The organism is Nitrospira japonica, from assembly GCF_900169565.1.
In the GTDB taxonomy this organism is placed as follows: domain Bacteria; phylum Nitrospirota; class Nitrospiria; order Nitrospirales; family Nitrospiraceae; genus Nitrospira_C; species Nitrospira_C japonica_A.
Genome location: NZ_LT828648.1, coordinates 2,157,436 through 2,181,721, shown reverse-complemented (window position 1 = coordinate 2,181,721; position 24,286 = coordinate 2,157,436). Strand labels below are relative to the sequence as shown.

The 24,286-nt window shown below is 56.4% G+C and carries 25 protein-coding genes and 1 tRNA gene; 14 read left to right on the top strand and 12 right to left on the bottom strand.

The annotated features are described in order from the left end of the window. Positions 1-3: 3 nt before the first annotated feature. Positions 4-1,380, top strand: a complete 1,377-nt coding sequence (locus tag NSJP_RS10485) for a DUF4340 domain-containing protein (protein ID WP_155970097.1) — start codon at positions 4-6, stop codon at positions 1,378-1,380. 194 nt (positions 1,381-1,574) lie between these two features. Here the strand turns inward: NSJP_RS10485 and NSJP_RS19745 are convergent, their stop codons facing one another. Both NSJP_RS19745 and NSJP_RS10475 read right to left on the bottom strand, forming a co-directional pair. Next, on the bottom strand, positions 1,575-1,799 hold the full coding sequence (locus tag NSJP_RS19745; protein ID WP_080886852.1) for a hypothetical protein: 225 nt from the start codon (positions 1,797-1,799) through the stop codon (positions 1,575-1,577). Positions 1,800-1,816: 17 nt separating this feature from the next. Next, positions 1,817-2,143, bottom strand: coding sequence for a hypothetical protein (locus tag NSJP_RS10475; RefSeq protein WP_080886851.1), 327 nt, complete (start codon positions 2,141-2,143; stop codon positions 1,817-1,819). 203 nt (positions 2,144-2,346) lie between these two features. Here NSJP_RS10475 and NSJP_RS10470 point away from each other — a divergent pair. The 6 genes from NSJP_RS10470 to NSJP_RS10445 all read left to right on the top strand — a co-directional run bounded on the left by NSJP_RS10470 (position 2,347) and on the right by NSJP_RS10445 (position 6,064). Further along, positions 2,347-2,423 (top strand) — tRNA-Arg (locus NSJP_RS10470). Positions 2,424-2,788: 365 nt separating this feature from the next. Further along, positions 2,789-3,193 carry a hypothetical protein gene (locus NSJP_RS10465; RefSeq protein ID WP_080886850.1) on the top strand — a complete coding sequence of 135 codons (405 nt, stop codon included), beginning with the start codon at positions 2,789-2,791 and terminating at the stop codon, positions 3,191-3,193. Positions 3,194-3,433: 240 nt separating this feature from the next. Continuing rightward, positions 3,434-3,673 (top strand): hypothetical protein, encoded by a 240-nt coding sequence (locus NSJP_RS10460; protein ID WP_155970095.1) that lies wholly within the window; start codon positions 3,434-3,436, stop codon positions 3,671-3,673. 149 nt (positions 3,674-3,822) lie between these two features. Continuing rightward, positions 3,823-5,199, top strand: a complete 1,377-nt coding sequence (locus NSJP_RS19285; protein WP_155970093.1) for a PD-(D/E)XK nuclease domain-containing protein — start codon at positions 3,823-3,825, stop codon at positions 5,197-5,199. Positions 5,200-5,207: 8 nt separating this feature from the next. Continuing rightward, positions 5,208-5,621, top strand: coding sequence for an Lrp/AsnC ligand binding domain-containing protein (locus NSJP_RS19740; RefSeq protein WP_231989364.1), 414 nt, complete (start codon positions 5,208-5,210; stop codon positions 5,619-5,621). Next, entirely contained in the window at positions 5,618-6,064 is a 447-nt protein-coding gene (locus NSJP_RS10445; RefSeq protein WP_080886847.1) for a hypothetical protein, read from the top strand. Before NSJP_RS19740 ends, NSJP_RS10445 begins: the two co-directional genes overlap by 4 nt. Positions 6,065-6,107: 43 nt before the next feature. On the opposite strand, the gene NSJP_RS10440 is transcribed toward NSJP_RS10445, so the two are convergent. From NSJP_RS10440 to malQ, 3 genes are all read right to left on the bottom strand, one after another. Next, positions 6,108-7,523 (bottom strand): sigma-54-dependent transcriptional regulator, encoded by a 1,416-nt coding sequence (locus NSJP_RS10440; protein ID WP_080886846.1) that lies wholly within the window; start codon positions 7,521-7,523, stop codon positions 6,108-6,110. Positions 7,524-7,531: 8 nt separating this feature from the next. Further along, positions 7,532-8,686 carry a sensor histidine kinase gene (locus NSJP_RS10435; protein ID WP_080886845.1) on the bottom strand — a complete coding sequence of 385 codons (1,155 nt, stop codon included), beginning with the start codon at positions 8,684-8,686 and terminating at the stop codon, positions 7,532-7,534. Between the two features lie 85 nt (positions 8,687-8,771). Continuing rightward, positions 8,772-11,021 carry a 4-alpha-glucanotransferase gene (malQ, locus tag NSJP_RS10430; RefSeq protein WP_080886844.1) on the bottom strand — a complete coding sequence of 750 codons (2,250 nt, stop codon included), beginning with the start codon at positions 11,019-11,021 and terminating at the stop codon, positions 8,772-8,774. An 82-nt stretch (positions 11,022-11,103) separates the two neighbouring features. Here malQ and NSJP_RS10425 point away from each other — a divergent pair, with 82 nt between their 5' ends. Next, positions 11,104-11,997 carry a DUF72 domain-containing protein gene (locus NSJP_RS10425; protein WP_080886843.1) on the top strand — a complete coding sequence of 298 codons (894 nt, stop codon included), beginning with the start codon at positions 11,104-11,106 and terminating at the stop codon, positions 11,995-11,997. Positions 11,998-12,159: 162 nt separating this feature from the next. After that, positions 12,160-12,885 carry a hypothetical protein gene (locus tag NSJP_RS10420; protein WP_080886842.1) on the top strand — a complete coding sequence of 242 codons (726 nt, stop codon included), beginning with the start codon at positions 12,160-12,162 and terminating at the stop codon, positions 12,883-12,885. Between the two features lie 397 nt (positions 12,886-13,282). On the opposite strand, the gene NSJP_RS10415 is transcribed toward NSJP_RS10420, so the two are convergent. From NSJP_RS10415 to NSJP_RS10395, 4 genes are all read right to left on the bottom strand, one after another. After that, positions 13,283-13,969, bottom strand: coding sequence for a hypothetical protein (locus NSJP_RS10415; protein ID WP_080886841.1), 687 nt, complete (start codon positions 13,967-13,969; stop codon positions 13,283-13,285). A 54-nt stretch (positions 13,970-14,023) separates the two neighbouring features. Next, the gene (locus NSJP_RS10410) at positions 14,024-14,530 is read right to left on the bottom strand and encodes a hypothetical protein (protein WP_155970091.1); all 507 of its coding nucleotides are present in this window, start codon (positions 14,528-14,530) and stop codon (positions 14,024-14,026) included. Between the two features lie 31 nt (positions 14,531-14,561). Next, positions 14,562-15,167: a thermonuclease family protein gene (locus NSJP_RS10405; RefSeq protein ID WP_172834280.1), complete on the bottom strand. Its 606-nt coding sequence runs from the start codon at positions 15,165-15,167 to the stop codon at positions 14,562-14,564. A 353-nt stretch (positions 15,168-15,520) separates the two neighbouring features. Continuing rightward, on the bottom strand, positions 15,521-15,832 hold the full coding sequence (locus NSJP_RS10395; RefSeq protein WP_155970087.1) for a PilZ domain-containing protein: 312 nt from the start codon (positions 15,830-15,832) through the stop codon (positions 15,521-15,523). A 256-nt stretch (positions 15,833-16,088) separates the two neighbouring features. Here NSJP_RS10395 and hxsA2 point away from each other — a divergent pair, with 256 nt between their 5' ends. The 4 genes from hxsA2 (at position 16,089) to hxsC (ending at position 19,487) form a co-directional block, all read left to right on the top strand. After that, the gene (gene hxsA2, locus NSJP_RS20135; protein ID WP_407938620.1) at positions 16,089-16,394 is read left to right on the top strand and encodes a His-Xaa-Ser repeat protein HxsA2; all 306 of its coding nucleotides are present in this window, start codon (positions 16,089-16,091) and stop codon (positions 16,392-16,394) included. A gap of 129 nt (positions 16,395-16,523) precedes the next feature. Then, positions 16,524-16,853, top strand: a complete 330-nt coding sequence (hxsD, locus tag NSJP_RS20130; protein WP_080886836.1) for a His-Xaa-Ser system protein HxsD — start codon at positions 16,524-16,526, stop codon at positions 16,851-16,853. After that, complete coding sequence (gene hxsB, locus NSJP_RS10385; RefSeq protein ID WP_080886835.1) at positions 16,831-18,288, top strand: His-Xaa-Ser system radical SAM maturase HxsB; 1,458 nt, start codon at positions 16,831-16,833, stop codon at positions 18,286-18,288. Before hxsD ends, hxsB begins: the two co-directional genes overlap by 23 nt. Next, a complete protein-coding gene (gene hxsC / locus NSJP_RS10380) occupies positions 18,288-19,487 on the top strand; it encodes a His-Xaa-Ser system radical SAM maturase HxsC (protein ID WP_080888561.1) in 1,200 nt (399 codons plus the stop codon). Before hxsB ends, hxsC begins: the two co-directional genes overlap by 1 nt. A gap of 90 nt (positions 19,488-19,577) precedes the next feature. Here the strand turns inward: hxsC and NSJP_RS19280 are convergent, their stop codons facing one another. Beyond that, a complete protein-coding gene (locus NSJP_RS19280; protein WP_155970085.1) occupies positions 19,578-20,180 on the bottom strand; it encodes a class I SAM-dependent methyltransferase in 603 nt (200 codons plus the stop codon). Positions 20,181-20,748: 568 nt separating this feature from the next. Here NSJP_RS19280 and NSJP_RS10375 point away from each other — a divergent pair. Next, positions 20,749-21,099, top strand: coding sequence for a PilZ domain-containing protein (locus NSJP_RS10375; RefSeq protein ID WP_080886834.1), 351 nt, complete (start codon positions 20,749-20,751; stop codon positions 21,097-21,099). 36 nt (positions 21,100-21,135) lie between these two features. On the opposite strand, the gene NSJP_RS10370 is transcribed toward NSJP_RS10375, so the two are convergent. Both NSJP_RS10370 and NSJP_RS10365 read right to left on the bottom strand, forming a co-directional pair. After that, positions 21,136-23,427: a mechanosensitive ion channel domain-containing protein gene (locus NSJP_RS10370; RefSeq protein WP_080886833.1), complete on the bottom strand. Its 2,292-nt coding sequence runs from the start codon at positions 23,425-23,427 to the stop codon at positions 21,136-21,138. A gap of 238 nt (positions 23,428-23,665) precedes the next feature. Beyond that, a complete protein-coding gene (locus NSJP_RS10365; protein WP_080886832.1) occupies positions 23,666-24,190 on the bottom strand; it encodes a response regulator in 525 nt (174 codons plus the stop codon). Positions 24,191-24,286 lie beyond the last annotated feature (96 nt).

The window sequence follows — 24,286 nt, the reverse complement described above, 5'->3', positions numbered from 1 at the left end:
CTCATGAGATACTGGCCCACCCTACTCATGGCCCTCGTTCTCGGAGGTCTTGGCCTCTACTTGTACCTCGTCGAGTTTCCGGCCAAGGAAACCGAAGAACGTCAGACGGTCGAAAAGAGAAAAGTCCTATTGCTGGATCAACAGGCCCTGACAGGGTTGGCCATCAAGACTGATCAGAGCGAACTGGTGTTCGGGCGGACCGGCGAGAAAGGCTGGACGATCACCTCTCCCCTGCAAACCGACGCAGACCAACGTGAAGTTCAAAGCCTGATCCGTGCGCTTGTGACGGGATCCGTGCATCGGATCGTCGAAGAAAATCCGACCACGCTTTCGCCGTTCGGGCTCGACTCTCCTGTGACGACGATCACGATTACGACCGGCGCCGCAAAGGAAACACTGTCCATCGGCGACAGCGGCCCTCTATCCTCGACTCTGTATGTCTTGAGGGAATCCGACCATGCCCTGCTGCTAACCGATATGGCGCCGAAAGACTTCGTCAATAAAAACCTCATGACCTTCCGACGCAAAGATATCTTGCGTATAGCCAAAGGCGACGTCGACCGTATTCGTCTCACCTATCCTACGACCGAAATCGTGCTGTACAACGTGAATGAAAAGCCAAAACCAAAATGGAAAATCCGCTACCCCATCGAGGCCGAAGCCGACTTGAACGAAGTCCGCATGCTGCTGTTCCGCCTGGAAGACTTGAAGGCACTCGGCATCATCGATCCGGGCCCCGAACGCGACACATTGGCCAAGACCCTTCATGCACCGAAAGTGAAGGTGACCATCCACGCCGCCGATGGCGATCAGACGGTCAAGCTGTACCAACCGGACCCGTCAAGCGGTGAGGCGATCGCCGAGACGACGTCTGACGCCCCCCTCTACCGCATCAATCCCACGGCGATCAGAGATCTCACGAAGGAACTCTTCAATCTGCAGGACAAACGGCTGCTCGGGGTGGACGCACCCGACATCGCGATGTTGTCGGTCAAGACCGCCACGGAACAATATGTGCTGATCAATCAGAGCGGCGAGTGGGTGTTGGAGGATCGCCCGGCCGACAAGGTCAATCAGCAGACCGCAGACCTCTTCGTCAGCCGGGTAGTCAATGTGCCGGCTGAAGAACGGGTGATGAAACAGTCCGGCCCGCTGGCTCCATACGGTCTCGTATCGCCCGCTGCGGAATTCGTCGCCACCGGACGGGACGGGAAGCTCGCCGGCAAGCTCTCCCTCGGCAGCCAATCCAATGGACTTGCCTATGCGATGGGGCACCGATTGCAGGGCATCTATCAGATTCGCGCCGACCTGCTCAAGCAAATCCCATCGAAAAAGGAACTGCTTGGTTCGGCAAAGGAGGGTGAGTCATCTGTTCATTGACAGTCACCTGCCTGATACCTATCTTCGTGGATTGCGCTCGCGACAGTCGAACGCTTTACCCACCTCTCCCTGCTCATAAGGCGAAGGCAGTCGAAGGGATTGCGTGTGTTCCGTCTTCCGAAGCGGAAAAACCGGTCTTGCTCGCAGCGCGGTAGTAAAAGAGGAACTTACACGGGAAGGAGTAAAACCGATTTCTACTTAATAGGAATGGATTTTTTTCGTTTCCATACCTCGATAAACGTCTGGAGACCCATGACGGTCAGTGAGATCAAGTCGATTTCCTGGAGTGTTAGCGGCTTTCCTCGTTGTAAGTACTGCTCCAGCGGCACACTTGCCGACATAAAGTGAGCGATTAATTGGTGGGCCGGAATCTCCTGTACGCTGTCTGCTCCGTCCTTCTTGTTCCTTCGTAATCCCATGAGTCGGCGGTCCTCTACTAATCGTCGAGCGAAGCCCAAGCGATTTTGAGCTGGTCAGCACTTTGTTTTAATTGCAGGAGTGTGAGCTTGCATATTGAGAGCGCATCCACCGTAGAGGCTCGCAATCGACGTGCGTGGGAGGAACTTCCTCCTGGCTGATGCCGTGCCTTCTTCAGACGGTCTTGCTGGAGAGTGATCATCTGCTTCAGTCGTCGTATCGAGTCCCTGGCAATTTGCATTTCCTCGGTCAGCAAGTGCGGTTCGATTGACAGGAGCATGCGATCAGAAGCACGCAGGTGGGTCTGGACTTGATTGCGAACAGATTTATCCGGAGAGTCCGCCATAGAGCGACCGCCTTTCTCACAAATGGCGGCGGTCGGGCCTTCCAGGAGGCCGTCGGCAGATGTGTATAGAATTGTCTTATTCAGCCTGAGCTGGTTGCATCGCTAAGTCAAGGAGGGAAATGCCTAGACAACTTCGCCGTTATTCCACTACGCCGAAAAAGCGCTTGTCCCTGGGAGCGCGCAACTATATGATATTCAACCATGCCCCCGTAGCTCAGTTGGATAGAGCAGCGGTTTCCTAAACCGCGGGTCGTACGTTCAATTCGTATCGGGGGCACCAAATTTTCTCCCACAACATCAGGTACTTGGAACGCCACTCCACCCTCGACGATCAGGGGAGCGGTCGCCATTGCTACCACTACCGACGACACCTCACCGCTGACTCTTCCGTTTTGTGACGGCATCGAGTGATCCAGCAAACCAGCCCATCTGCACCCCCTTGGAAGTTACACATGGTTTGTTGTTCCTTGTGGGATTAGATTTTTCTCTCCTCTCTGCTTGAGAGAATCAAGTTCTCATCGAAGTATTTGAGACATGGAGGCTCAGTTGAAACATCAATGCTATCAATGCCTTGAGTGCGGCACCATCTCGCTTGCTATCTTTATTGAAAGATCTTGATTGTTTTTCACTCGGTAGGGAGGGGATATGCGAAAGCCAAACGTGTTCGTCGCGATCCTACTCGTCATGAGCCTTTCTGGCTGTTCGGTCCTCATGGTAGCAAGTCGCGATACCAAAAGAGGAGATCTCACCGTCATTCAACTGGGAGCTCAACGATCGACTGTCATCAACGAACTCGGCCAGCCAGACAATTTTTTCACCCGGGAAGACGGAGGTTACGACGACCGGTACAAACTCGATCCTGACGCACATAGCGGCATCGCCAAATTCTTCACAGGATTTTTCTACTTCGCAGCCGATTTTTTCACGTTATGCCTGACAGAACTTATTTTTACCCCTGTCGAGATTGCTTTTAAGGACAAACTCGTCATTTTCCATCTCACCTACGGGGCGGACCAAAAACTGGCAACCATCGAAAAAATCAAACCGTAACAAGGTCTTTCCTACTGACTCAGATTCCGAGCGAAGACGGGTTGGTCCAATTAAATAGGCCGACCCAAGCTTCTCCTCCCCAGAAATCTCGTTGTTTTTCCCCAAACAATCAATCACTTCAATCGTTCCAGGTCTTCCAACACCCTCTTTCGAGGTACTGCTTTCAGGTCTAACCGCATCGTGCGAAGTCCGATATTTTTGGATCATTGAATCACGAAACCTCATTGAAAGGAGCGCTTCATGAATTGCCATCGTTGTCACGGTTGCATGGTTCGTGACCATTTCGTGGATCTCCAGGAGAGTGGTGGAGAGTGGTGGACCACCACATGGCGGTGCATCAACTGCGGCTACGTGCTCGACGCCGTCTTGGAACGGAATCGTCGTAAACAACAGAGCGCGCACGTGGTCCTCTCGGCGGCGGCGGTATCCCAGGATCCACACGCGGGCGAAGAGCTGGCGGAACTTGATTCAGCCGCGTAGGAATCGAACGAGTGAATTCGTCATCCGGAAAATGCGCCCCTGACTGTCGGGATTACGGTGTTTTCTTGTCAGAGCCTATGGCCTCCGATACACTTTTTCCACGCATCATGGCACGAGTAAAGGCAGAGCGCTCGCGGTCGAAGACCGCGATGTTGGAAGACATCGCTCAAGGCATCGAACGTCTGCAGAGCTTCATTCCGCAGATCGAAGACCTGGGACGCGACGGGTTTCCCTATTTGGAAGGCGCCCGTGCACGCACCGAGCTTCAGCTGAAGGAATGTATCAAGAAGACGTTCGGAGACAAGTCACCGGAATTTCAAGCCTATCGACAACATCGCCTCTCGGTGGAAACACCGGCTGATACCAAACAGACGGTTGCACTCCTCAAGAGCCTCATTGGAGCCCTAGAAGATAAGAAATTGGAACTACAAGGTCTTAAGCCTCCCCCGGTTGTGGAAACACCTCCTCCACCGCCCGCTACTGCCCCAACTGCACCGCGCCCCTCACTGACGCTCGTGCCTTCCACGACTCCTTCAGCACAGGTGACCATTACTCCGGCCGCTCCGGTCTTGCCTCCACCCATTACGATGTCTGTTGCGCTGACCACAAATCTAGACATGACCCGGCAGCAGGCTGCACCTGAGCCACCGCCATCGATGCCGGCCGCACCACAATCACCGGCAGCTCCTCCCACTGGAAGTCCTCAGACTCCAGCGAACCAGCACAATGCGGCGATCTTAACGGCCGTTTATCCGCCATCGACTCCAGCCCCCTCACTGTCTGCTCCTCTTGCTGTTTCTGCTCCCAAACCGGTTACGCTCAATCAGGCGGTCGCCCCTGTTCCCCCACAACCTTCATTGCAGGAAACACAACCTATGACACCCACGGTTGCACCACTTCCCGCGCCGGCATCGATGCCGACGCCGTCCGTTGCTCCCGAAACGAAGCTAGCCGCCCCCGATCTCATCCCACCCGGGGCGACACCCGTTTCTACGGTTCCCAAGGCGCTCTTCTCGGAATCGTCCCCTGCGTCGAAACCAACGTCATCAGCCAGTGGCGAGCCGGGCGCCGATCCCTTGGAGATGGTCAAGTCCCTTTGCAAGCGATTCCATATGATAGTCCGGCAGCTCCGCCTCCGAGGCGAGTATCGAGCCACGCTGAATGTCGAGGACGAACTGGATGCTCAAGATCTGCTGCATGCCCTGCTGCGCGTTTCCTTCGACGACATCGAAACGAGTGAGTGGGTGCCCGACTACGCCAACGGCACACCGCGCGTCAGGTTTCTGCTCAATGACGGCCGTCTTGCGGTGATCGTGAAAAAGACCAGGTCCGGATTGAACACAAGAGACCTCATGGAGCAATTGCGAGCCGATATCGAACATTGCCGAACTCTGAAGGGCTGCTCGACGCTCTTGTATTTCGTATATGACCCGGAAGGGCGGATCGGCAATCCGCGAGGGCTCGAGACCGATCTCATCAGTATCAGCGATCAATTGACCGTCGACGTCTACGTCGCACCGAAATGAGGCCATCGATGAAGAAAGCGAAGTCTCCTGTCGCCACACTCTCCCCCGCAGCGAAATCGCCCGCCGGCACATTGACAGGCACACGAGGCATCCGCTACGTTGACGGCGAACCTGCCATTCCGGCGGTGCCTTGTACAATCCATGCGCCGGTAGACGGCGGGGTAGTTATGGCCGACCGTGCGTATGTGTTGATTCACGTGTTACCAGGACAGACCAGCAGTGTGGTCCGGGCACTTCGGGACATCAAGCAGATTAAGACCGTAGACCCTTGCTGGGGAAAGCCCGACATCATTACCGTCGTGGAAGTGGCGGACCAAGATGCCTTGACGCAGCTGGTGCTCAGCCGGATTCATGCCATCGAAGGAGTGACGCAGACCGACACGCATCTCGTCTATCGATTGAAAGAAACCAAGGTCAAGTGATCGCCATCCTCCCTCGAATAGCCCTCTGCCTCTCCCTCCTAGGAACCCTCGCGTGCGCCGGCCCCTCCATTCCCCATGAGCCCGACATCATCGACGTCATGCTGCCGGTTCCGGCCGAACAGGTCAGAATCGCAGTGATCGACGTACTGACCGATGGGGGTTACACCGTCGAACCCAAGGACGACGAACAAATGGTAACAAGCCACAGACGAGACATGCGCGGGCCTTGGGACTGGATGCTGGACTGGCGATTCGGTACGGGAAAGAGCTGGGTGGAAGCCAAAGTGACTCCCGCCTCAGAGGATAGTACCAGGCTGAAGCTCCATGTGTTTTACCAGGGGAAAGACGGACTGTTTACGCGGTGGGAAGACTCCCGGACGGCTTTACCTCAAAGCGCTGAGAACCAACTCCGTTTGATCAAGAACGCCCTCCATTTGCTCTAAACTTCAGGTTGCGCCTCGAGCGATCCACTGTTGTCCGCTCGGCCTAGTTGGAAACGGGTGCGGCCTCCCCCCCTTCCCCGTCATCTCCAAGATCGACCCCGAAGCGATCCGCCATCCGATACAGGGTCCGCCGGTCAATGCCAAGCACCTTCGCCGCCTTGACCTTGTTACCCTTCATTTCTTTCAGCACGCGTATGAGGTGGCGTTTCTCCACTTCCTCGAGCGTGAGATAGGCCTCACCAGGGGACTCCGCCGACTCCACCCGTTGGATCGGCTCCGATCCCGCTTGACGGATCGCCGACGGCAAGTCGTCCGGCGTCAGGAGCGGGCCCCGACTCAGCGAAACAGCCCGTTCAATAGCATTTTCCAGTTCGCGGACGTTTCCCGGCCAACGATAGTGTTGCAAGAGCGTCAGCGTGTCCGGATGAAACCCTCTCACGGCTCTCGTCGCGCCGACGCCGCACTTTTGCAGGAAATGATGGGCCAACATGGGAATGTCTTCCTGACGCTCCTTGAGCGAAGGCAACGTAATGCGGACGACGTTGAGCCGGTAGAACAAGTCGTCGCGGAACTTTCCCTCCTTGACGAGTTGCTCCAAGTCCCGATTTGTCGCCGCGATAATCCGCACGTCGACCTTGATCGAGGCCGTGCCGCCGACCCGCCTGACCTCCTGCTCCTGCATGACGCGCAGCAGCTTCACTTGCAGCGCCTGCCCCAATTCTCCGATCTCGTCGAGAAACAGGGTGCCGCCGCTGGCCGATTCGAAGAGACCCGTCTTGGTACCCACCGCTCCGGTAAATGCACCCTTCTCATGCCCGAACATCTCCGATTCGAGCAGCGCGTCCGGAAGCGCTCCGCAATTTACAGGCACGAACGTATTCTCACGCCGGGGTCCGTTCGCATGGATGGCACGGGCGATCAGTTCCTTTCCGGTTCCGCTTTCGCCCTGCAACAATACCGTGCTCTTGCCTTCCGACACCCGGGCGACCAGCTTATAGACTTCGAGCATGGCAGGGCTGCTGCCCACCAGCGGCGACCAATCCTCTTTACCTTTCAGCTCTTCCCGGAATCGCGCATTTTCCCGGACCAGACGGCAATGATCCAAGCTCCGTTCGACGACGAGTTTGATCTCCTCCTTCTTGAACGGCTTGGCCAAATAGTCGTAGGCACCCTGCTTGATGGCCTCGATCGCGCCTTCCAGCGAGCCGAAGGCCGTCAGCACGACGACGGCGGTATCCGGGCTTGTCCGCTTAAACTCGCGTAACACCGTCAGGCCGTCCACCGCCCCCATGCGGATATCGGTGAGCACGAGGTCCACCGACCCTTCACGTCCGCGTGCGATCGCCTCTTCGCCGCTCCCGAAGGCCTCAACGTTATAGCCTTCTTTCTTCAACGCTTCCGCCAACAGCTCACGGGCCACCGCATCGTCGTCAACCACCACAATCGTCGCAGTTTTCATGATTGTCTCTATACCGTTGCGCTTGGATTCGGCATCTTCCCGGGCAATATCACCGTCACCACAGTTCCGCGACCGGCTTCGCTCTGGAGGGACAGGCTCCCTCCATGCGCCGTCACCGTTTCACGGCTCAAGAATAGTCCCAATCCGGTTCCTTTGCCAACTTCCTTCGTGGTGAAAAATGGATGAAAGGCCCGCTGGACGTCCGCCGCCGGCATCCCCACCCCCGTGTCACGCACGGCGATGGTCACCATCATCGCCGTCATGTCCGGGGCCATCCGTCGCGCCACGTCCACTTCCTCCGCCGTAGCGGGGCGACCGCTCGCTTGCACGATGACCGAGCCATGTTGGGCCGTCGCTGCCAAGGCGTTCGCCAGCAGGTTGACCAGCACTTGATGCACCTTCTCCGCATCGGCCCATACATGCGGAATTCCGATGGCCAACTCGGTGCTTAACGACACCCCTTTCGCGTGGAACGCCGGTTCCATCAGCGCCGTGGCGGGATTGATGACCCGTTCCGTCGACATCCACACGGGTTCGGGCTTCCGCTGTCTGGTCGAAGACAGCAGGTCTTGAATGATTCGGACCACACGATTTAACTGCTCGTCGATGACCGTGATGCGCTTCTTCATGGCCGGCGTGACACCCGGCTCCTCGGCCAAGGCCTGCACATGCCACGCGATCGAATGCAGCGGCGTCCCGACTTCGTGAGCGACGGAGGCCACGAGCTGCCCGACGGCCGCCAGACGCTCCGAACGATTCAATTGATCTTTCGCGTCCACCAACAGCGTATTGGCACGCAGCAGACTTTCGGTCTGTTGTGCGAGAGCCGCCTTTGACGCCTCTTCCCTCGCCTTCCGCTCTTCCCATGTCATGCCGACATACGCCACCACCATCAACACGCCCGCGACGACCGAGCGATTGATGACCGCGGCCTGAAAACGCCCAGGCTTCGTGGGCTGCATGAGCCCTAGATAGGTCGCCGCCACACAGCAGACGACCGCCAGCACCATCAACACCCGATTGCGCAGCCGTGCGACCAGCAAAATGGGAAACACCAAACCGTATGCGGCGACGATGTTCGCCGGCGCAGCGGTTTCGAGAATCACGATGGCAAGAAAGACGACTCCCGCGACGGCCAGGAGAATGCGGTTCTGCTTGTTCATCTTGAACGTCCGCGACGAAGGGTCTGGAGATCCCGTCCCTTATTAGGAAAGGATGCCGACGAAACCTCCATCCCGACGGAAGGTCTTAGCCTAGAGGGCGTGTGGAACGCAAGACGGCGGCCAGGTCGTGCAAACGAGGGTCGGCAGGCAGGGCTTCCACCGATACGGCATACTTTCTATTCCAATTGGGATGGGAATCGATCGTGCCAGGCAGGTTGGTCTGCGACAGTTCCTCCAAACCATCCTCCAGATTGGCCAACACGACGGCGGACATGCTGCGGGCGAGGTAGACATGGATCGCTTGGCACAGAGCCGGCGTCATCGAGGGGGTCGAGTCCGGGTCGATGGAGACACCTTCCGGCAACAAGCCTTCACGGGCGAGCGCCTCCAGCATGCGCCCTTTATCCCGTCGACGGTCCTCCCATGCCCGACGTTTGGCGTCATCATCTCCCGAGGTACCCAGCGCCGCTCGAACCTGCAGATCCTGGCCGGACCAGAACCCGGTCAAGGTCGGCAGATCGTGCGTGCCGACCACGGCAAGCGACTGTTCGGGATATTCATTCGGCGCTTTGCAGGTTCCATCGCCGTGACGTTCGAAATAGAAGACGCGATAGGATAGAACACCGGCTTTTGCCAGTTCCTCCCGCACCCAATCGGGGACGGTGCCGAGATCCTCGCCAATGACCAACGTCTTCGCCCGCACGCTCTCCAGTGCGACAATGGCCAGCAGGTCTTCGAACGGATAGTGCACATACGTCCCCTCCGCCGCCGGTTTTCCGCGCGGGATCCAGAAGAGCCGGCACAGCGCCATCACATGATCCAGCCTAATCGCGCCGCCGAACCGGAGGTTGTTGCGCAGCAGGCGGATGATCAGTTCATACCCGCTGGAACGCAACGCCAGCGGATTGACCGGCGGCAATCCCCAATTCTGACCCTCCGGTCCCAAGGAGTCCGGGGGCGCGCCGCAATCCGCCTCAAGCGCAAGCGTCGACTGAAACATCCAGGACTCGGCGCCGAACCGCTCCGCGCCCAAAGCCAGATCGTTGTACAATCCGATTGTCATGCCTGCCTGTTCCGACCGTCGCCGGTTTTCGCCCAATTGTTCAGACGCAACCCACTGAATATACTGAAAGAATCTCAGGCGCTTTCGATGCCGCTTCCCATATTCGCGCACGGCCGGCCCGGGGGATTGAAACTGTGCGGGCCAATCGCGCCACGACGAGGCGGTCGGTTGAATCAGTCGGCGTTCCTCTTCCAGCGTCTGGAACGTGGCATACAGTTCGAGCGGCTCGCCTTCGGCCCGAATAAACCGCTCGAGCACCTTGGCGCGGGCGGTCTTCGGCTGTAAGTCAGGCTCCTGCCCGGCATAGTGCTCCGTCAAGAATTGCCGATAGGCTAAATCCAACAAGTTCCGCTTAGCGTCGGCAATGGCGCCATAGTCTACCCGGCGGCTCTCGCGCAGAGCCTTGAGCTTGGCCTGGAACTCCGGCGCTTGGAACCGACGCTGCGCCTCTTGGGAGGCCCAGAATTCCGGCAACCGTTCGAGATCAATATAGAGCTCATTGAGAAAGAGGCGCGTGACGGGTGCATACGGGCTCGTATGGTGCGGGGCGCTGTTCCGCAGTGCGTGCAGTGGATTGAGACCGATCAAGCCCGCGCCCAGCGAGGTACCGGCCCATTCGACCACCGCGCCCAGATCCGTAAAGTCTCCGCAGCCCCAATTTCGATTCGACGACAATGAATAGAGTTGCAGCGCCACGCCCCAAATACGCCGGTGATCCGCAAGCGCAGGCGGCAAATAGCACTGCTGCGGGGCCACGATCAAACGCATCGTCCCGGACGAACCGCCGGCCAGTCCCGATGCCTGAACCGTCACCTGGTAATAGCCGATCGGCAGGTCACCCGGCAGGCGGCAATCCAGTTTGACCCGCCGTTGCCCGTCCACACATCTCGCTTCGGCCGCCGATAGGCCAGGGCCCGCTTCACCGGACCGCAGCGGTTGCCCGCTTTCGTCCGCGATCGTCCATCGCACGACCGCCGATCGTTCTTTACCGTCTTCAAGTATGAGACAGCAGCGCACCACCGGTTCGCCGGCCCCATCTCGCACCACCAGCACCGGCTCGCACGGACGGCGCCAGGGCGCTTCATCCCAATCTTCCAACGCTGCAGCGAGATCTTCAGTCGAACGGACAGTGAATCCCATCGCGGAGAGAATCGCCCGCTTCGTCTCATCGGATGCGACGTGCAACGTCCCGCCGATGTCGTAATATTCCGAGGCGATGCCAACCCGTTCGGCCAGAGTCGCGAGGAGAGAAGATTCGTGGGAATCCGACATAAGGGGAGAGTCTGAGTGAAGACGCCACTCAAGTCAAGCTATCCTATTGTTCTTGAACACGATTTCAGTAGAATGCAGCCGTATGAATTCCCTCTCCGACCTCGTGCGATTCGGTACCAGTTCCTGGGCCTACGAAGGCTGGCAGGGATTGGTCTACCATCGGGCGTATCCGAAAGGCCGCTTTAGCCAAGACACGCTCGCCGAATATGCGGCGCACACGTTCCACGACGGAGAGTCGCCGCTGTTCCGCACCGTGGGCATCGATCATTCTTTTTATCACCCGGCCGATGCGAACCAACTCGCGCACTACGCCGGGCAGGTGCCGGACGGCTTTCACTTTTGCCAGAAAGTCTGGGAGGACATCACCGTTCCCGCCTACGCCAACCTGCCGCGCTATGGAGCGAGAGCGGGAAAATCCAATCCGCATTTCTTAGACGTCTCCCTGTTTCATGAGTCCGTGCTGACTCCGTCGATAACGGGTTTGGGCGGCAAACTCGGTCCGTTCATCTTCGAGTTTCAACGATGGGGCATCGAAGCACCCGCCTTTCTCAACCAGCTCGATCAATTCTTGGAACGACTTCCTTCCGGCCAGCGGTATGCGGTCGAAATCCGCAACCCGGCCCTGCTCGGCCGTCGCTACGCCGACATCCTCCGGGCGCGTAACGTCGCTCACGTCTACAACCACTGGACCTCCATGCCGCCGCTGGCCTCCCAGCACCAAGTCTTGGACCGTCGCTTTTCCGCCTCGTTCGCCGTCCTGCGGCTGCTGACTCCGCTCGGCCTCGCATATGAAAAGGCCGTCGCGCGGTACAAACCCTACAACCGGGTCGTACAAGAACAGCCGCGCATGAGACAGGACACGGTCCTGATCATCAAACAGGCGGTTCATGAGGGCATACCTATCTATGTGCTCGCCAACAATCGGGCCGAGGGTTGCAGTCCCCTCACAGTTCAAGCTTTGAAAGCGGCGTTATAGCGGCTCGGACCCAGGTTTCGATCGGCGGCGCCTCCGTCCGCGACAGGTGCGGCCAAAGGCCGTCGCGCTGCCTTTATGTTGCTCAATCCGCATGGTAGGATGTGCCCGTGATTTGACCGGGCCGATGAACACGCGTTCGTCCAGACGGGAGAGGAGGGTCACATGGTGAACTCACACAAACCGACCCTTGGCGTCCTCGTCCTCCTCCTTTTGACTCCCTTGACCAACTTTGCCGCGGAAGCCGCACCGGAGAAGACCGAGGTGACGGGCGAATATCGCTACACGTTTCACGATCCGGAGACGCCGTCGGATGCGCTGACACTGGCCTGCCGCGAAGCCTGGAGACTGGCCGTGACCGAATCGGCCCCGTATCGCGATCAAACCGCCAACGTCGTCGACTCCGTATTGCTGCGCGAGGTGGCCAACAACCTCGTGACCAAGTACGTCAAGGACCAGCAAATCCTCGAACAATTCCAGCAGGGCAAGACCGTAACCTGTCGTGTCCGCGGCACGCTCGTCGTGGACGAAAGCGTGAAGGCGATCCGAACGCAACTGGCGGGCGAACCTTCCGGTGCAGACAATCTCGATCAAAACCGCTCGCTCAAGATCCTCGCCGTCCGAGATGAAGCCAACGGCACCATCTCCATCGAATACCAAGCGCTGCGGCGGCTCGATTGGCTGAACACGAACTACCAAGGCGGACTACGCGAAACGGCCGACATCATGGTGGACTTCTACGATGATCAAAAGTTCCTCATCCGCACCGAGCGCTATCCAGCCAGACGCAGCGTATCCGGAGACGACGTCATGAACCCCGGTGCAACCGGCGTGCTGAAAGTCGCCAAACCGCTCGCCGCCAAAACCTACCGCGTCTGGCTCGTGAAATAGCGAATCAGTCCTGACATCGAGCCGATCAACCACGTGAGTTCCCATAGCTATTCCCTTCCATCCCAACCCTCACGGAGCCTCGACGGATCGTCCGTCTGAGCCTAGCGTTCCCGCATGCTTTCTTTGAGCGACCTTAGAAGGAGGCTCAAGAGATACTCGATGATCCGTCGCTTCCCCGTCTTGATTTCGACGCACCGATCGCTCGGTTTGAGGGCTGATCAATGCCGCCGTGGTTGAGACACTCCGCGAAGATGCAGGTCGATTTAGAAGCCTTTGATACGCGCGCCAAAGAACCGACACGTCCCTTCGATCAAATTTTGAAGAATCTGAAGCGTGATGGATTCCTATGAGATCGCCACTATGGAGAGATTCACCTCAACATGGTCTTGGTGTGTTCTCAATTGTCGTGAGCTCTTTCCATCACCCACATGGATTCCCTTTGAAAATTGATAGCTGGGACACCTATTGGCTTGCCCCCTTGTCGTATCCCCTTTACCAGAAGGCTGAATTCTTCATCAGGAGGCGGGGGAGAACGATCGAAAAGCAAGGTGACGCACGTGCCCGTCGTAATAGCTAGGGATTCATGGGTGGGTGTTATTGGCGTCGCGGCTTGCCGCACTTTTGTATTTTCATATGCCCGGCAATTTGCTGGTCCGGATTGCGGTCCCCAGAAGGCGCTTGGTCGAATCGACTTGCCGTCGTGGAACTGGAGCACAATTTCCCCGGGGAGCAGCGTAAGCTTATCGTCGCCATCGAGAATTCGCAGGGTCATCAAGAACTGAAAGGGCGAATAGAGCGCAGACTCATTGCTGCCGCCCGGCAGCGGAAGGAACGGCACGATCAACCCCCAAATGCTTATCGTAACCCGTTCATTGATGGGAAGAACCTCCAGCCGCAAGTTGGGTAGAGCAAGCACATCGCCTTTGCGGCGTCCATACCAGTGAAGGCTTTCCTTTCTGTCTATCGTAATCGAGTCTGATATCGCTGGCGAGCTATACGTCCCGTAGGAAATGACAATACAACCCTGGAATGCTATCAGGACGAAACTTAGTTTCCAGCTCAGCAGAAGAAGCTTGAGAGTCATCGATTGCCGGTACGAATTTGCCGTCGCCGTTTGGCCCTGTTTGAGACTAACGTCTTACCGTTCCATGTTCACCACGCGATAATGCTGGATAATGACAGCCAATAGATCGTCTAGGTCCCGTTGCAGTCGAGTTAAGTCTGGTTTGGCTGTCACTACTAGTGAATTATCCGAACCCATAGGCGAACTCATGAGTAGGCGTTCACCGATTCTATCGAAGTAGACCCATTCTTGAAGCTCAGCGGTCTGCTCGTAGCGGTAATGCCCAGGACAGGTTTCGATTGATTTTGCCCAAAGCTCGATGAAAAGAATATACCCTTTCCCTTCTTGTAGAATCGTTCGATCGATTTCTCGCTTTGGTCTCAAGCCCGCCTTCGCGAACGCTTCAATAGCCCTGTCATATAGTTGTTCGTAATAGGCAGGGGGGACAAGTAGCGTCAGTTCAACATCGTCGAAATTTACTCCCGTCATGGCGGACCGCAAGGCCAGTGATTCGGATGGAATAGACCACAGCATCAGCGTTAACACGAGGAGCAGGTAAGATTTATACATTGAGATGCCCATCTCTAGGTTATGTAAGCTAAAGCCCATGCCTTCACCGAACCATACCTTCCTCCAGCTCCGGATCCAACCAGGCCGGCGCCTTTCCGCGCACAGCCTTCCGATACTCCCACGGTGGTATCGGTTGCGGATCGGCCCAAAGTCCTAAATTTGCGGCGCGTGCAGACTGTTCCAACTGCTCCAGGGTCACGTCCGTGGGCGCATATTTTCGATACCACCAGCACCAGCCCCCTTTGACGAGCGCATGATTCACGTTCGTTCCGTCTGGCAACAGCACGTCAGCAATCGTGCGGCCGTACTTGTCCATGCCATGAGTGTGTACGGTGACCTCTTTCCCGAACACGAGCCCCGAGGCCGCCTGCTTCGCCTTGGTTCCATATGCCTGCCTCTTCTCGGGGCAATCGATTTCATTAAGTCGAATACGCAGAGCTTGCTGCCCCTGCATGACTTCGATGGTGTCGCCATCGAGGATGGAGACGACGAGGCCTATGAAGTCGGCAAGAACGGTGTTTGCAAACAGGAGGGAACCACAGAGAAGAAAAACAAGAGTGCGTGGATTAACTGATAGAGCCAAAAGAGCACCAGCATCAAGACCGCTTAGTCCGCGATTTCTGTCGCAGCGTACGGTAGAAGGTCCCAAGTCTGCGACCAACGTTTTCCCAATTCTTCTCCCAGAGAGGATCAAGGGGTCGCAGCGGGGGCGGGGGTTTTTGAGCTTCGGCAATCCACTGCGAAACACGTGGCTCAAGAATATCTTCGAAGATAAATAGAGCCGAAGCCACAAGACTAATGGCAAGGATTTCCAGGATTACAATGCCATACGCGATTTCTGCCCTGAACTGAGGAGGATTAAAAATGAAGGCATACTCGTAAAACTGGTAAGAGGTGTCGTGCTGAACCCACGGTACATAGATTACAGCCATAAATGCCGATGCAAAGTATCCGATGCTGATCCATCTGCGCCATGGAGTCATAGTTCAATATCTCAGTTCATCACCTATTTGAGGGATTCATTAACAAGCCTAGATCATCACGCGATTCCTCATCCATCACCAGCGTCTCCACCCCGAACTCCTCGCCCCGCACCCACCGGACAATGGCGGCCGCAACATAGATTTCCCGATGCGTAGGGAGCAGTACCGTCAGCGAGCACACCTCGCCAACTCGTAGCGGCAAGTTTCCAGAGAATCGCCACCCCATCGGGGTGACATTCCAGACCATACCGAAGCCTTCAAAATCTTCGACCTGATAAGTGACCGGGCAACAGAGTGGGGTGCGAAGAAAAGGGCGAATCGTGAAGGGCATTAAGAACTCACAGCCGTTTATGGTAGTACAGACCCCAAAAGGCTTGCGAAATGGGTAAATGGCGAGAAGCCTCTTTGAAAAGACAACGCCTCACAGTGGTGCGGAGGGATTATAGGAGTGCTACGGAGGACGCTCAAGAGGTCAAGTAAGGGGAAATACATGCATTTTCTGCATACCCCCTCTAAGGAGGAAGTAGAATTGCGTCATACAAATGACTATAATCTCCCGACTTCGGCACGAATGAGGAGGAGAAAAGATGGCAACAAGAGGATTTCTCGTTCCCATTGGAGTTGCTATTGCGGCGATCCTACCGGCCAAGATTCATGCGGCGATCCCAGCGACAGAAGCACCGAAATCCTCTGACACGTCTACCTCAGCGGCACTATCCGACAAATCTGCCGCGCTTGATCCAGTGGTCCAGGAGATGAAATACGTCCTCGGATCTGAAGCGCATGCCTTGCTCCTTCGTCAATCGAGTGCTGGAGCGCTGTATGCGGGTCACGGATCCCACGTGTCCCATCAATCGCACAGATCCCACCAATCGCATCGCTCGGGTTATTAACGTCGCGTAGGCTTCGCAGCGAACGCCGTTCGTGCCTGGGAGACCATTCGATACTGTTCCTATGCCAATCCATTGTGACCATTTATCCCATCCGTCTCACCGGTCGCATCAAGTTGGCCAATAGTCTCTATGGGACACGATCAACCCACAAGGACTCTGACATTCGATAAGAATGTGTACTCGGTAACTGCCGTGAAACAAGCCGCCTACCGATATCTGGATAGATTCACGACCGATATTACTACGGAAGCTGATGAGATCCGGTGCTCGCTCACATTTAAAGCTACGGTAACTGAGGAGAATGCGCAACGACTTATCAATGAATTCAAGAATGAAGTGCTGGATCAGGATCTTCGAGAACGATTGAAGGCCGAAACAGAGGGCGTGAGAAATCTAATCTTAGCGCATGCATTTTCGAAGACCGGGTTAATCGACAATGAGTCATTTCCAGGGCATTGAACACTATCAGCCGTCCACATCGAGCTATCGTCTCCTCCCTTTTCGATTCAGCCATCTACAGAACGAGCAATACGTCCTCACAAATCTCGCGGGGGAGTATTGGACGACAGAACGATCGACCCTGCTAAATCTGCTCGCCCATCGTCTTCAGCAAACTGACCCAGCATATTGCGAGTTGCGAGCCAGGCATTTCCTCATGGATGCGAGCACCGCCATTGCGCCTCAACTCTTGAGCATCAAGCTTCGTACTCGCAATCATCGACTGGCAGAATTTACAGGCCTTCATCTGTTTGTGGTTACCCTGAGATGTGAACACTCCTGTCCGTACTGCCAAGTTTCCCGACGTTCGCAGGATACCTTACGTTACGACATGGGGCCTGACGCGGGACGTGCCGCGCTTGCACTAGCCCTTCGTTCACCATCCACGCATATTAAGATCGAATTTCAAGGAGGCGAACCTCTCCTCAATTTTCCCCTTATTCAAACGCTCGTATTGGAAGCCAAAGAACGCAATCGAGTACTCAAGAAAGAGTTGGCGTTTGTGATTGCGACCAACCTCGCTTTGATTACCGAGGAAATGCTCACGTTCTGTCGTGATCACTCCATCCTGATTTCGACATCGCTTGACGGGCCGCGAGATCTTCACAACCAGAATCGACCACGTCCTGGAGGGGATAGCTACGAACGGACGATTCGGGGCATTACCCTTGCCAGGGAATCTCTCGGCCATGATCAGGTGTCTGCCTTGATGACGACCACTGAGGCAAGCCTTTCGCATGCTATCGCGATCATCGATGAGTACGTCGCTCAAGGTTTCAAGGGGATTTTTCTTCGCCCGCTCTCCCCATATGGCTTTGCCATTAAGACGCGTTCCTATCAGGCGTACAACACCGATCGCTGGCTGACATTTTTCAAGGAAGGGCTCGAACACATCATTGAGTTGAATCGGCGCGGGCATGACTTCTCCGAGTACTACGCCTCAACCATTCTCAAGAAGATGCTCACTAGTGACGATCCCGGCTATGTGGATCTGATGAGCCCGGCTGGGATTGGCATTGGTGCGGTGGTGTACAACTACGACGGGCATGTGTATGCATCTGACGAGAGCCGGATGCTCGCGGAAATGGGCAAGGAAGAATTTAAACTTGGTCACGTGTTGACCGATACGTACAAAGATATTTTCACCTCTTCCAAGCTACTCGATTCCCTAGAAGACTCCTTCGCCTATAGCAATCCCATGTGCCACGATTGTGCGTTTGAGCCCTACTGCGGAGCCGATCCGGTTTACCACTACGCCGTACACGGAGATTATGTGGGAAGAAAGCCAGAATCCGAGTTCTGCAAGCGGAACATGGAAATCTTTCGGTATCTCATTTTGAAGATGGAGAAGGACTCGTTCGTGAATCAACTGTTTACCAAGTGGGCAAATCGGTAATGCTCAAACTCCACGGGCGACTGCCAATCATACAAACCGCCGCCAATCCTCCGTACTTAATCACGGTGACCACTGATGACCGCGTTTCCCCTGAGGCGAGACAAACAAGAGCATTGCTGATGCGACAGGGGATGAATCCTGAAGGCTTCAAAGCGATCCTGACGGATCAGCCTTACCCCGTTACACAGGCGCAGCAAAGTGATGTCTTTCAGATCGGTGAGGAATACGCGTACCTCAATGACGGCGATATTCTCCGCCTCGATCCCGCCTCAGGAGCAATCCGCTGCTTGTACCGTAGAGCCTCTCCGAACAATACGATTCTGCTGACCGAGCAGTGTGACCATTATTGCCTCATGTGTTCACAGCCCCCGAAGCAAATTGATGACTCGTGGTTACTGAAAGAAGCAAGAGACCTGGTTGCAATGATCCCACCAGAGACCGAATGCTTGGGCTTTTCAGGAGGAGAACCGACACTCTATGGCCAAGGCTTCATTGACCTACTTCGGCATACCAAAACTTCTCTGCCAAAGACGGCCATCGACGTGCTATCAAATGGGCGAGCGTTTAAAGATATGGATTTTGCCAAGGCCTATGCTGAGGTTCAGCATCCTGAGCTAATGGTCGGCATTCCCATCTACTCGGATGATGCCGTCAGGCATGACTACGTCGTACAGAGTCGTGGGGCATTTGATGAAACCATTCAAGGCATACTCAATCTCAAATCTCTCCAGCAGCGCGTGGAAATTCGAATTGTCATTCATCGACAGACTGTGGATCGACTCGTTCAAACCTGCCGCTTTATTGCACGCAACCTCCTATTCATTGACCACGTGGCGTTAATGGGACTGGAAATTACTGGTTTTACCCGCCCGAATTTGGATCTCCTCTGGATCGATCCTTTTGAGTACAAGGATGTCCTCAGTGAAGCGGTGACTTTGCTCAATTCCTATGGGGTTCCAACCTCGGTCTACAATCATCAACTCTGTACGGTAAATCCGGATGTTACTGAGAATTACCGCAAATCCATTAGTGATTGGAAGAACGAATATCTGGAGGAATGTGTTAAGTGTGCAAAACGACGGGAATGTGGCGGGTTATTCAGTTCATCAAAACTGTATAAACACAGTGCATACATTACGGCCTTTCCTCCTGATTCAGTTCTGCCGGCCAGCAAACCCCCTGTGAATTATCCCCGCTAAGCTAGCTTTCTGCTAACTTTACGCATGTAAGGGCAGATTCATGTTGAGCGATAGGACTTCCTCCTTGATCCGTTTAACAGCGAACCCTGCTCATAGTGCCGAGGTTCTTTTTTTTCCAAGAAACTTGACCGTCACCGCCTGCTGATCAGGCGGCCCCACCGAATGCTCCCGGTAAGTGATCCAATCCATTCGATCCTGCAGCAGTGCTTTCCATGAACCCTTTTGGGGCAGACCAACATAGTTCATGCCATGACCACCATAGGTTTCACAAAGTAAATAGCCTCCTGGCTTTAACGAGACGAGAAAACGCTCAAATAAAAATGGACAGACAAAATGCGCGTTGATAATTCCAGCAAAGGTCTTTGGCGGAAATGGCCATGGATCGCGCTTCAGATCATGGCGAAGTGGAATCAATTCTCCCTGAGACGGCTGTCCACTGCGTCTGCCGAGTAAACTTTCTGCTTCTGTAATCGCTTGCAGAGCTGAATCAGCATTATCAATACAGACTATCTTGCAGCCCAATTCCCGTAACAGGAGAGCGTTTCGTCCGGCTCCACAGGGAACATCAAGCCAAAGACTTGGCTTTGCTAATACGATACTTCCTAGGCACTTCTTGAGAAACGGAGATGGAGGCTGGTCGAGGACGCTCGTTCTGAGACGCAGAGATCTAGAGCGCAGTCCGCTCATTCCCATGATCTACCCTTCGTAGGATAAGCGCGGTTCCCTTCTTCTCCTGATCCCACTAGACGCAGGGGCAGATCACCTGAGGAACTGCCAACCCATTGGCGCGACATTCTACGCTAGAACAAGGCCCTCAAATCTCCACTTGATAGTCGAGCGGGCAACAAACTGGCACACGCCCGATGGATCGAATCATGAAGGGCATGAGGGCCTCGCAGGGGAGGTTATTCTAGATGGAGCAGCCCGGAGATCCAAGTCCGAAATGACATGACAACCTGTCGGCCGAAGGCGTTTTGTCTAGATTCGTTCAGAGAATTGGTCGCAGGAAATCCCTTGCGACATTATGCCGTGGCTAAGCGGCTTGCCGAAAACCGCTGATTTCATCTGGTACTGCCCAGATGAAACAACTGATGGATACAGTCACCCTTAGAGATATCTCTAGGGCCGGACGGCTCAGAGCCATACGACTCTTTGTTTCTGCCAATTGCGCGTGTATACGAATCATCGGTCGCTTGCCGGAGTGCGGTCACGATTGGACTCTCTTCTCCGGCAGATCCTGACCGGTTGACGCATCGAGACGATGGATACAGTTCCGCACGAACAACGCCGCCACGTTCGATATCCGGTCGAATATGCAGGATCCTTTTCCGCGAAGGACGTCCACACCAACGGCATCATTCTCAACCTTTCGATCTCCGGCTGCCGTGCGTTGAGCGATGTGCCCGTGTCGGGGGGCGAGTTGGGCGTGAGTATCGAGGTGCCCCGCCGCCAGCATCCGCTGGAGATCTTGACGGCAACGGTGCGGTGGACGAGAGGCGCGGAATTCGGCGTGGAGTTCGTCCGGATCGAGCCGGACCAGCAGCGGCGGCTCCGGGAATTGATTCAGGAGAACGAGGCGGATCTCGCGCTCCGCATCTGGCAGCGCGGGTGACCAGGCCAACTTTCTTCCGCTCATCAGCCCTCGGCCTTACGCTGCCGGCAACACCTTCCACCCCAGCTGCAGAAACTTGTCCTCGATCGCGAACCGCAGTTCACTGGCGACTTCGTTCGGGTCGATGTCGGGTCTGATCTCCAACCAATAGTTCAGTGAAAAGATCCTGGCCTGCGCGCCGAACTCCTCCAACAGCACTTGCGGAGCCGGCTCCTTCAAGATCCGTTTGTGTTCGGCCGCCACCGACGCCAATAGCGCAATCACTTCCGGCGTGGAGGAGCCGTAGGGCACGCCCAGACGAAGCGAGAACCGGCTTTGGCGGCTGGAATAGGTCCAGTTCGTCAGATGCCGCTCCAGAAAGCTGCTGTTCGGGATGAGCGTATCCATCCCCTTGGCGTCCCGCACCGTGGAAGAGCGCAAACCGATGGTGGTGACCCGGCCCCGCACCTGATCGACTTCGATGAGGTCGCCCACCCGGAGCGGCCGTTCGATCAACACGAGGATGCCGCTGATGACGTTCTTGAGGAGGTTCTGCGCGCCGAAGCCCACGCCAATGGCGAACGCGCCGCCCAGAAACGCGAAGATGGTCAGCGGGATCTTGACCGAGACGAGACTGATGATGATCACCATGGTGATGAGAAAGGCCTGGCTCCACTGGCGAATCAAATTGGCGACGCCGGCCGACAGGCCGAATCTCGTGACGGCCATTCGTCCGATCACCCGCGCCACATAGAGACACAGCCAGTAGCCAACCAGGAGCATGACGAGGGCACTGACGATCTTCCCCAGGGTCACGCTCCGGTAGCCGGTAATCTTCTTTCCCTCGACCTCGATCGTATCCTCGGCGGTGAAGATCTCGACGCTCCAGGCGGATCGCAAGGCGCTCCACGCATGGCGCCCCCAATCGTCGATCTTGGCCGACAAGGGCAACTCGTTGCGCTGATCCTTGACCTGCGACCGCCAGCGTTCAAAGAGTCTGGCCGTATCGTCCATCCGCTGGAGGGATCGATTGTAGTCCGCCTCCCGCTGACGATGGATTTTCAGCAGTTCCTGCGCGTGGCGGCGCTCCTGCGCCTTCGACGCGTGGGCCAGCCTGTTGTCCAGTTCGCTGACCTGCCCCGACGCCACCAGCAGCTGTTGCCGCAGATGGTCACGCGATGCGCTGAAATTGGCGAACAATGGGGCGAACCTGGCATAGGCCCGCCGCGCCAAGCCGGGCTCCGGATCGTGTGCCATGGCGAAGCGGCTTTCCCATAGCTGCCGCTCCCCCTCCACGACGTCGAGCAGCTGTGTGAGCAGGTCGCCTCGGGCAATGACATTGTCGAGCCGCGCCCGCTGGAGCTCGATCGTCTGCCTGGCCAGTTCGGCCCGGCGGAGGCTCTGGGGCTTCGACGCTCCGGAGGACACAAGGGCCGATGCGTCTTCCTCTCGTCGCACGTCGGCCTGCAGCGCCTGAGCCTGCACAGACCGTTCCGCCGCGGTGCGTTCGAGTTCATCTTCGAGCTGTTGCCGTTCCTGCTGATTGCGTTTGCGGACCTGGTCGAGGTCTTTATCTTCGAACCGCACCTGCTGTTCCGCCGCGGCCAGTTGCCGTTCGACGAAGGCCAATCGCGTCTTGGTTTCCGCCAGTTCCTGCTCGACCCGCTGCTTCGAGGCTTCCACCGCCGCCACTCGTACGGCACCGGCGCGTTTGCGCAACTCATCTAATTCCCGTTGGATTCGCACATGGGAAAGCTGGGTGGAATCGGCGGCCGATTCCGACCGCTCGGAGTTTTTCCGCAGTTGTTCGTCTGCCGCTTGCAAAGCTCCCCTGGCACGGTCCGCCCGCAACGCGATCAAGCTCAGTTGCGACTGGAGCCCTTCGACAGCCAAACGAAGGGCAGCGGTGGAACTCCAGAGCTGGTCGACAAAGAGGATGGAATAGGGCGGGGGGTCCTTGAATCCTTCCCATTCGGCATCTTCCTGCTTCACTTCCTCGCGCCGTTTCGCCGATTCCCGCAACCGGTCGGCTTCGTCGATCTGTTCGTCGTAGCCACGAATGATCTGCCGCAAGAAGGCCAACCGTTCCTGGTGCATTTCCACTTCGATCCCGGCCGCATTCTTGCCGGGAACGGAAGCGGACAGCGCCTTGAGATCCTGCTCAGCCTTGCCACGTTTGGCCCGCAACGCATCCAAGTCGGCGGGGCTGAATGAAACAGCCGGAGTTCCATCGGGTGCAGATGGCGGATTGGCCGCCGGCGGTTCGACACCGTAGACGACGGGGGAGCCGAATAGAACGATCAGCCACAGGACCACTGCTCGAGCAATTGTGATATTGGACATAGTCATAGTGCGGTCCAGACCGGTGGCCTGTTTCCTTTGAGGTACCCTTACGTGATCGGCCGGCTGCCGTTGCCTCGGAGTTCCCCCGGTATCGAAGCTGTCAGACCCTGAAAATGAGCATCAGCTGCGGTCTTGGCATTGCTGATGTGAGGGATGAGAGCAGCGACGGTCCCGCATAAAACGGTGAGACCCGAAACCTGAAACGAGGAGATCTGTAGGAACAGGCTCGACAGAGCCCAGGGATCTAACTGACTCGCTGGGTAGTGCGTCCCGTATTGATCGGTCGATCACGGCGATACCGTCGCGTGGAATGGTGGATGGTTTTATACAGCGCTTCCACCGCGTCTTCTTTCCGAACGAAGGCCACGGCGCCGGCCGTGATCATGGCGTTGTAGTCATGGGGCGTATACAAACTGGAGACTCCGATGATCGTGACCTCGGGCAGGCGTTTGTTGATCTGGCGTGTCGCCTCGATGCCGGTCGCCCGGGGGAGCCGGATATCCATGAGAATGATGTCCGGCTGCTCTCGCTCCGCAAGAATCTGAGCTTCTTCCGCGTTGGATGCCTCCCCCACGACTTCGATCTCCTCCTGTTCTTCCAAGAGGACCTTGAGCAGGTAGCGGTCTCTTTCGTTATCGTCTACCAGCAATACCCGCAGCCGGCGTCCCGTTGATACGGGCGGTGGCTCGACATCGCCTTGGGAGGTTGACGATCCGATGACGCCGGCGTCGGAGCCGGTTCCCGATCCAGGACGAACAATGCTATGCATGGCGGCCTCTTTTCATGATCCTGCTCTAATCTTTGTAGATATGAGGCCATAGTACCCTATCGGCTCAGGCGTAATATAGTGGAAACCGAAGAATTT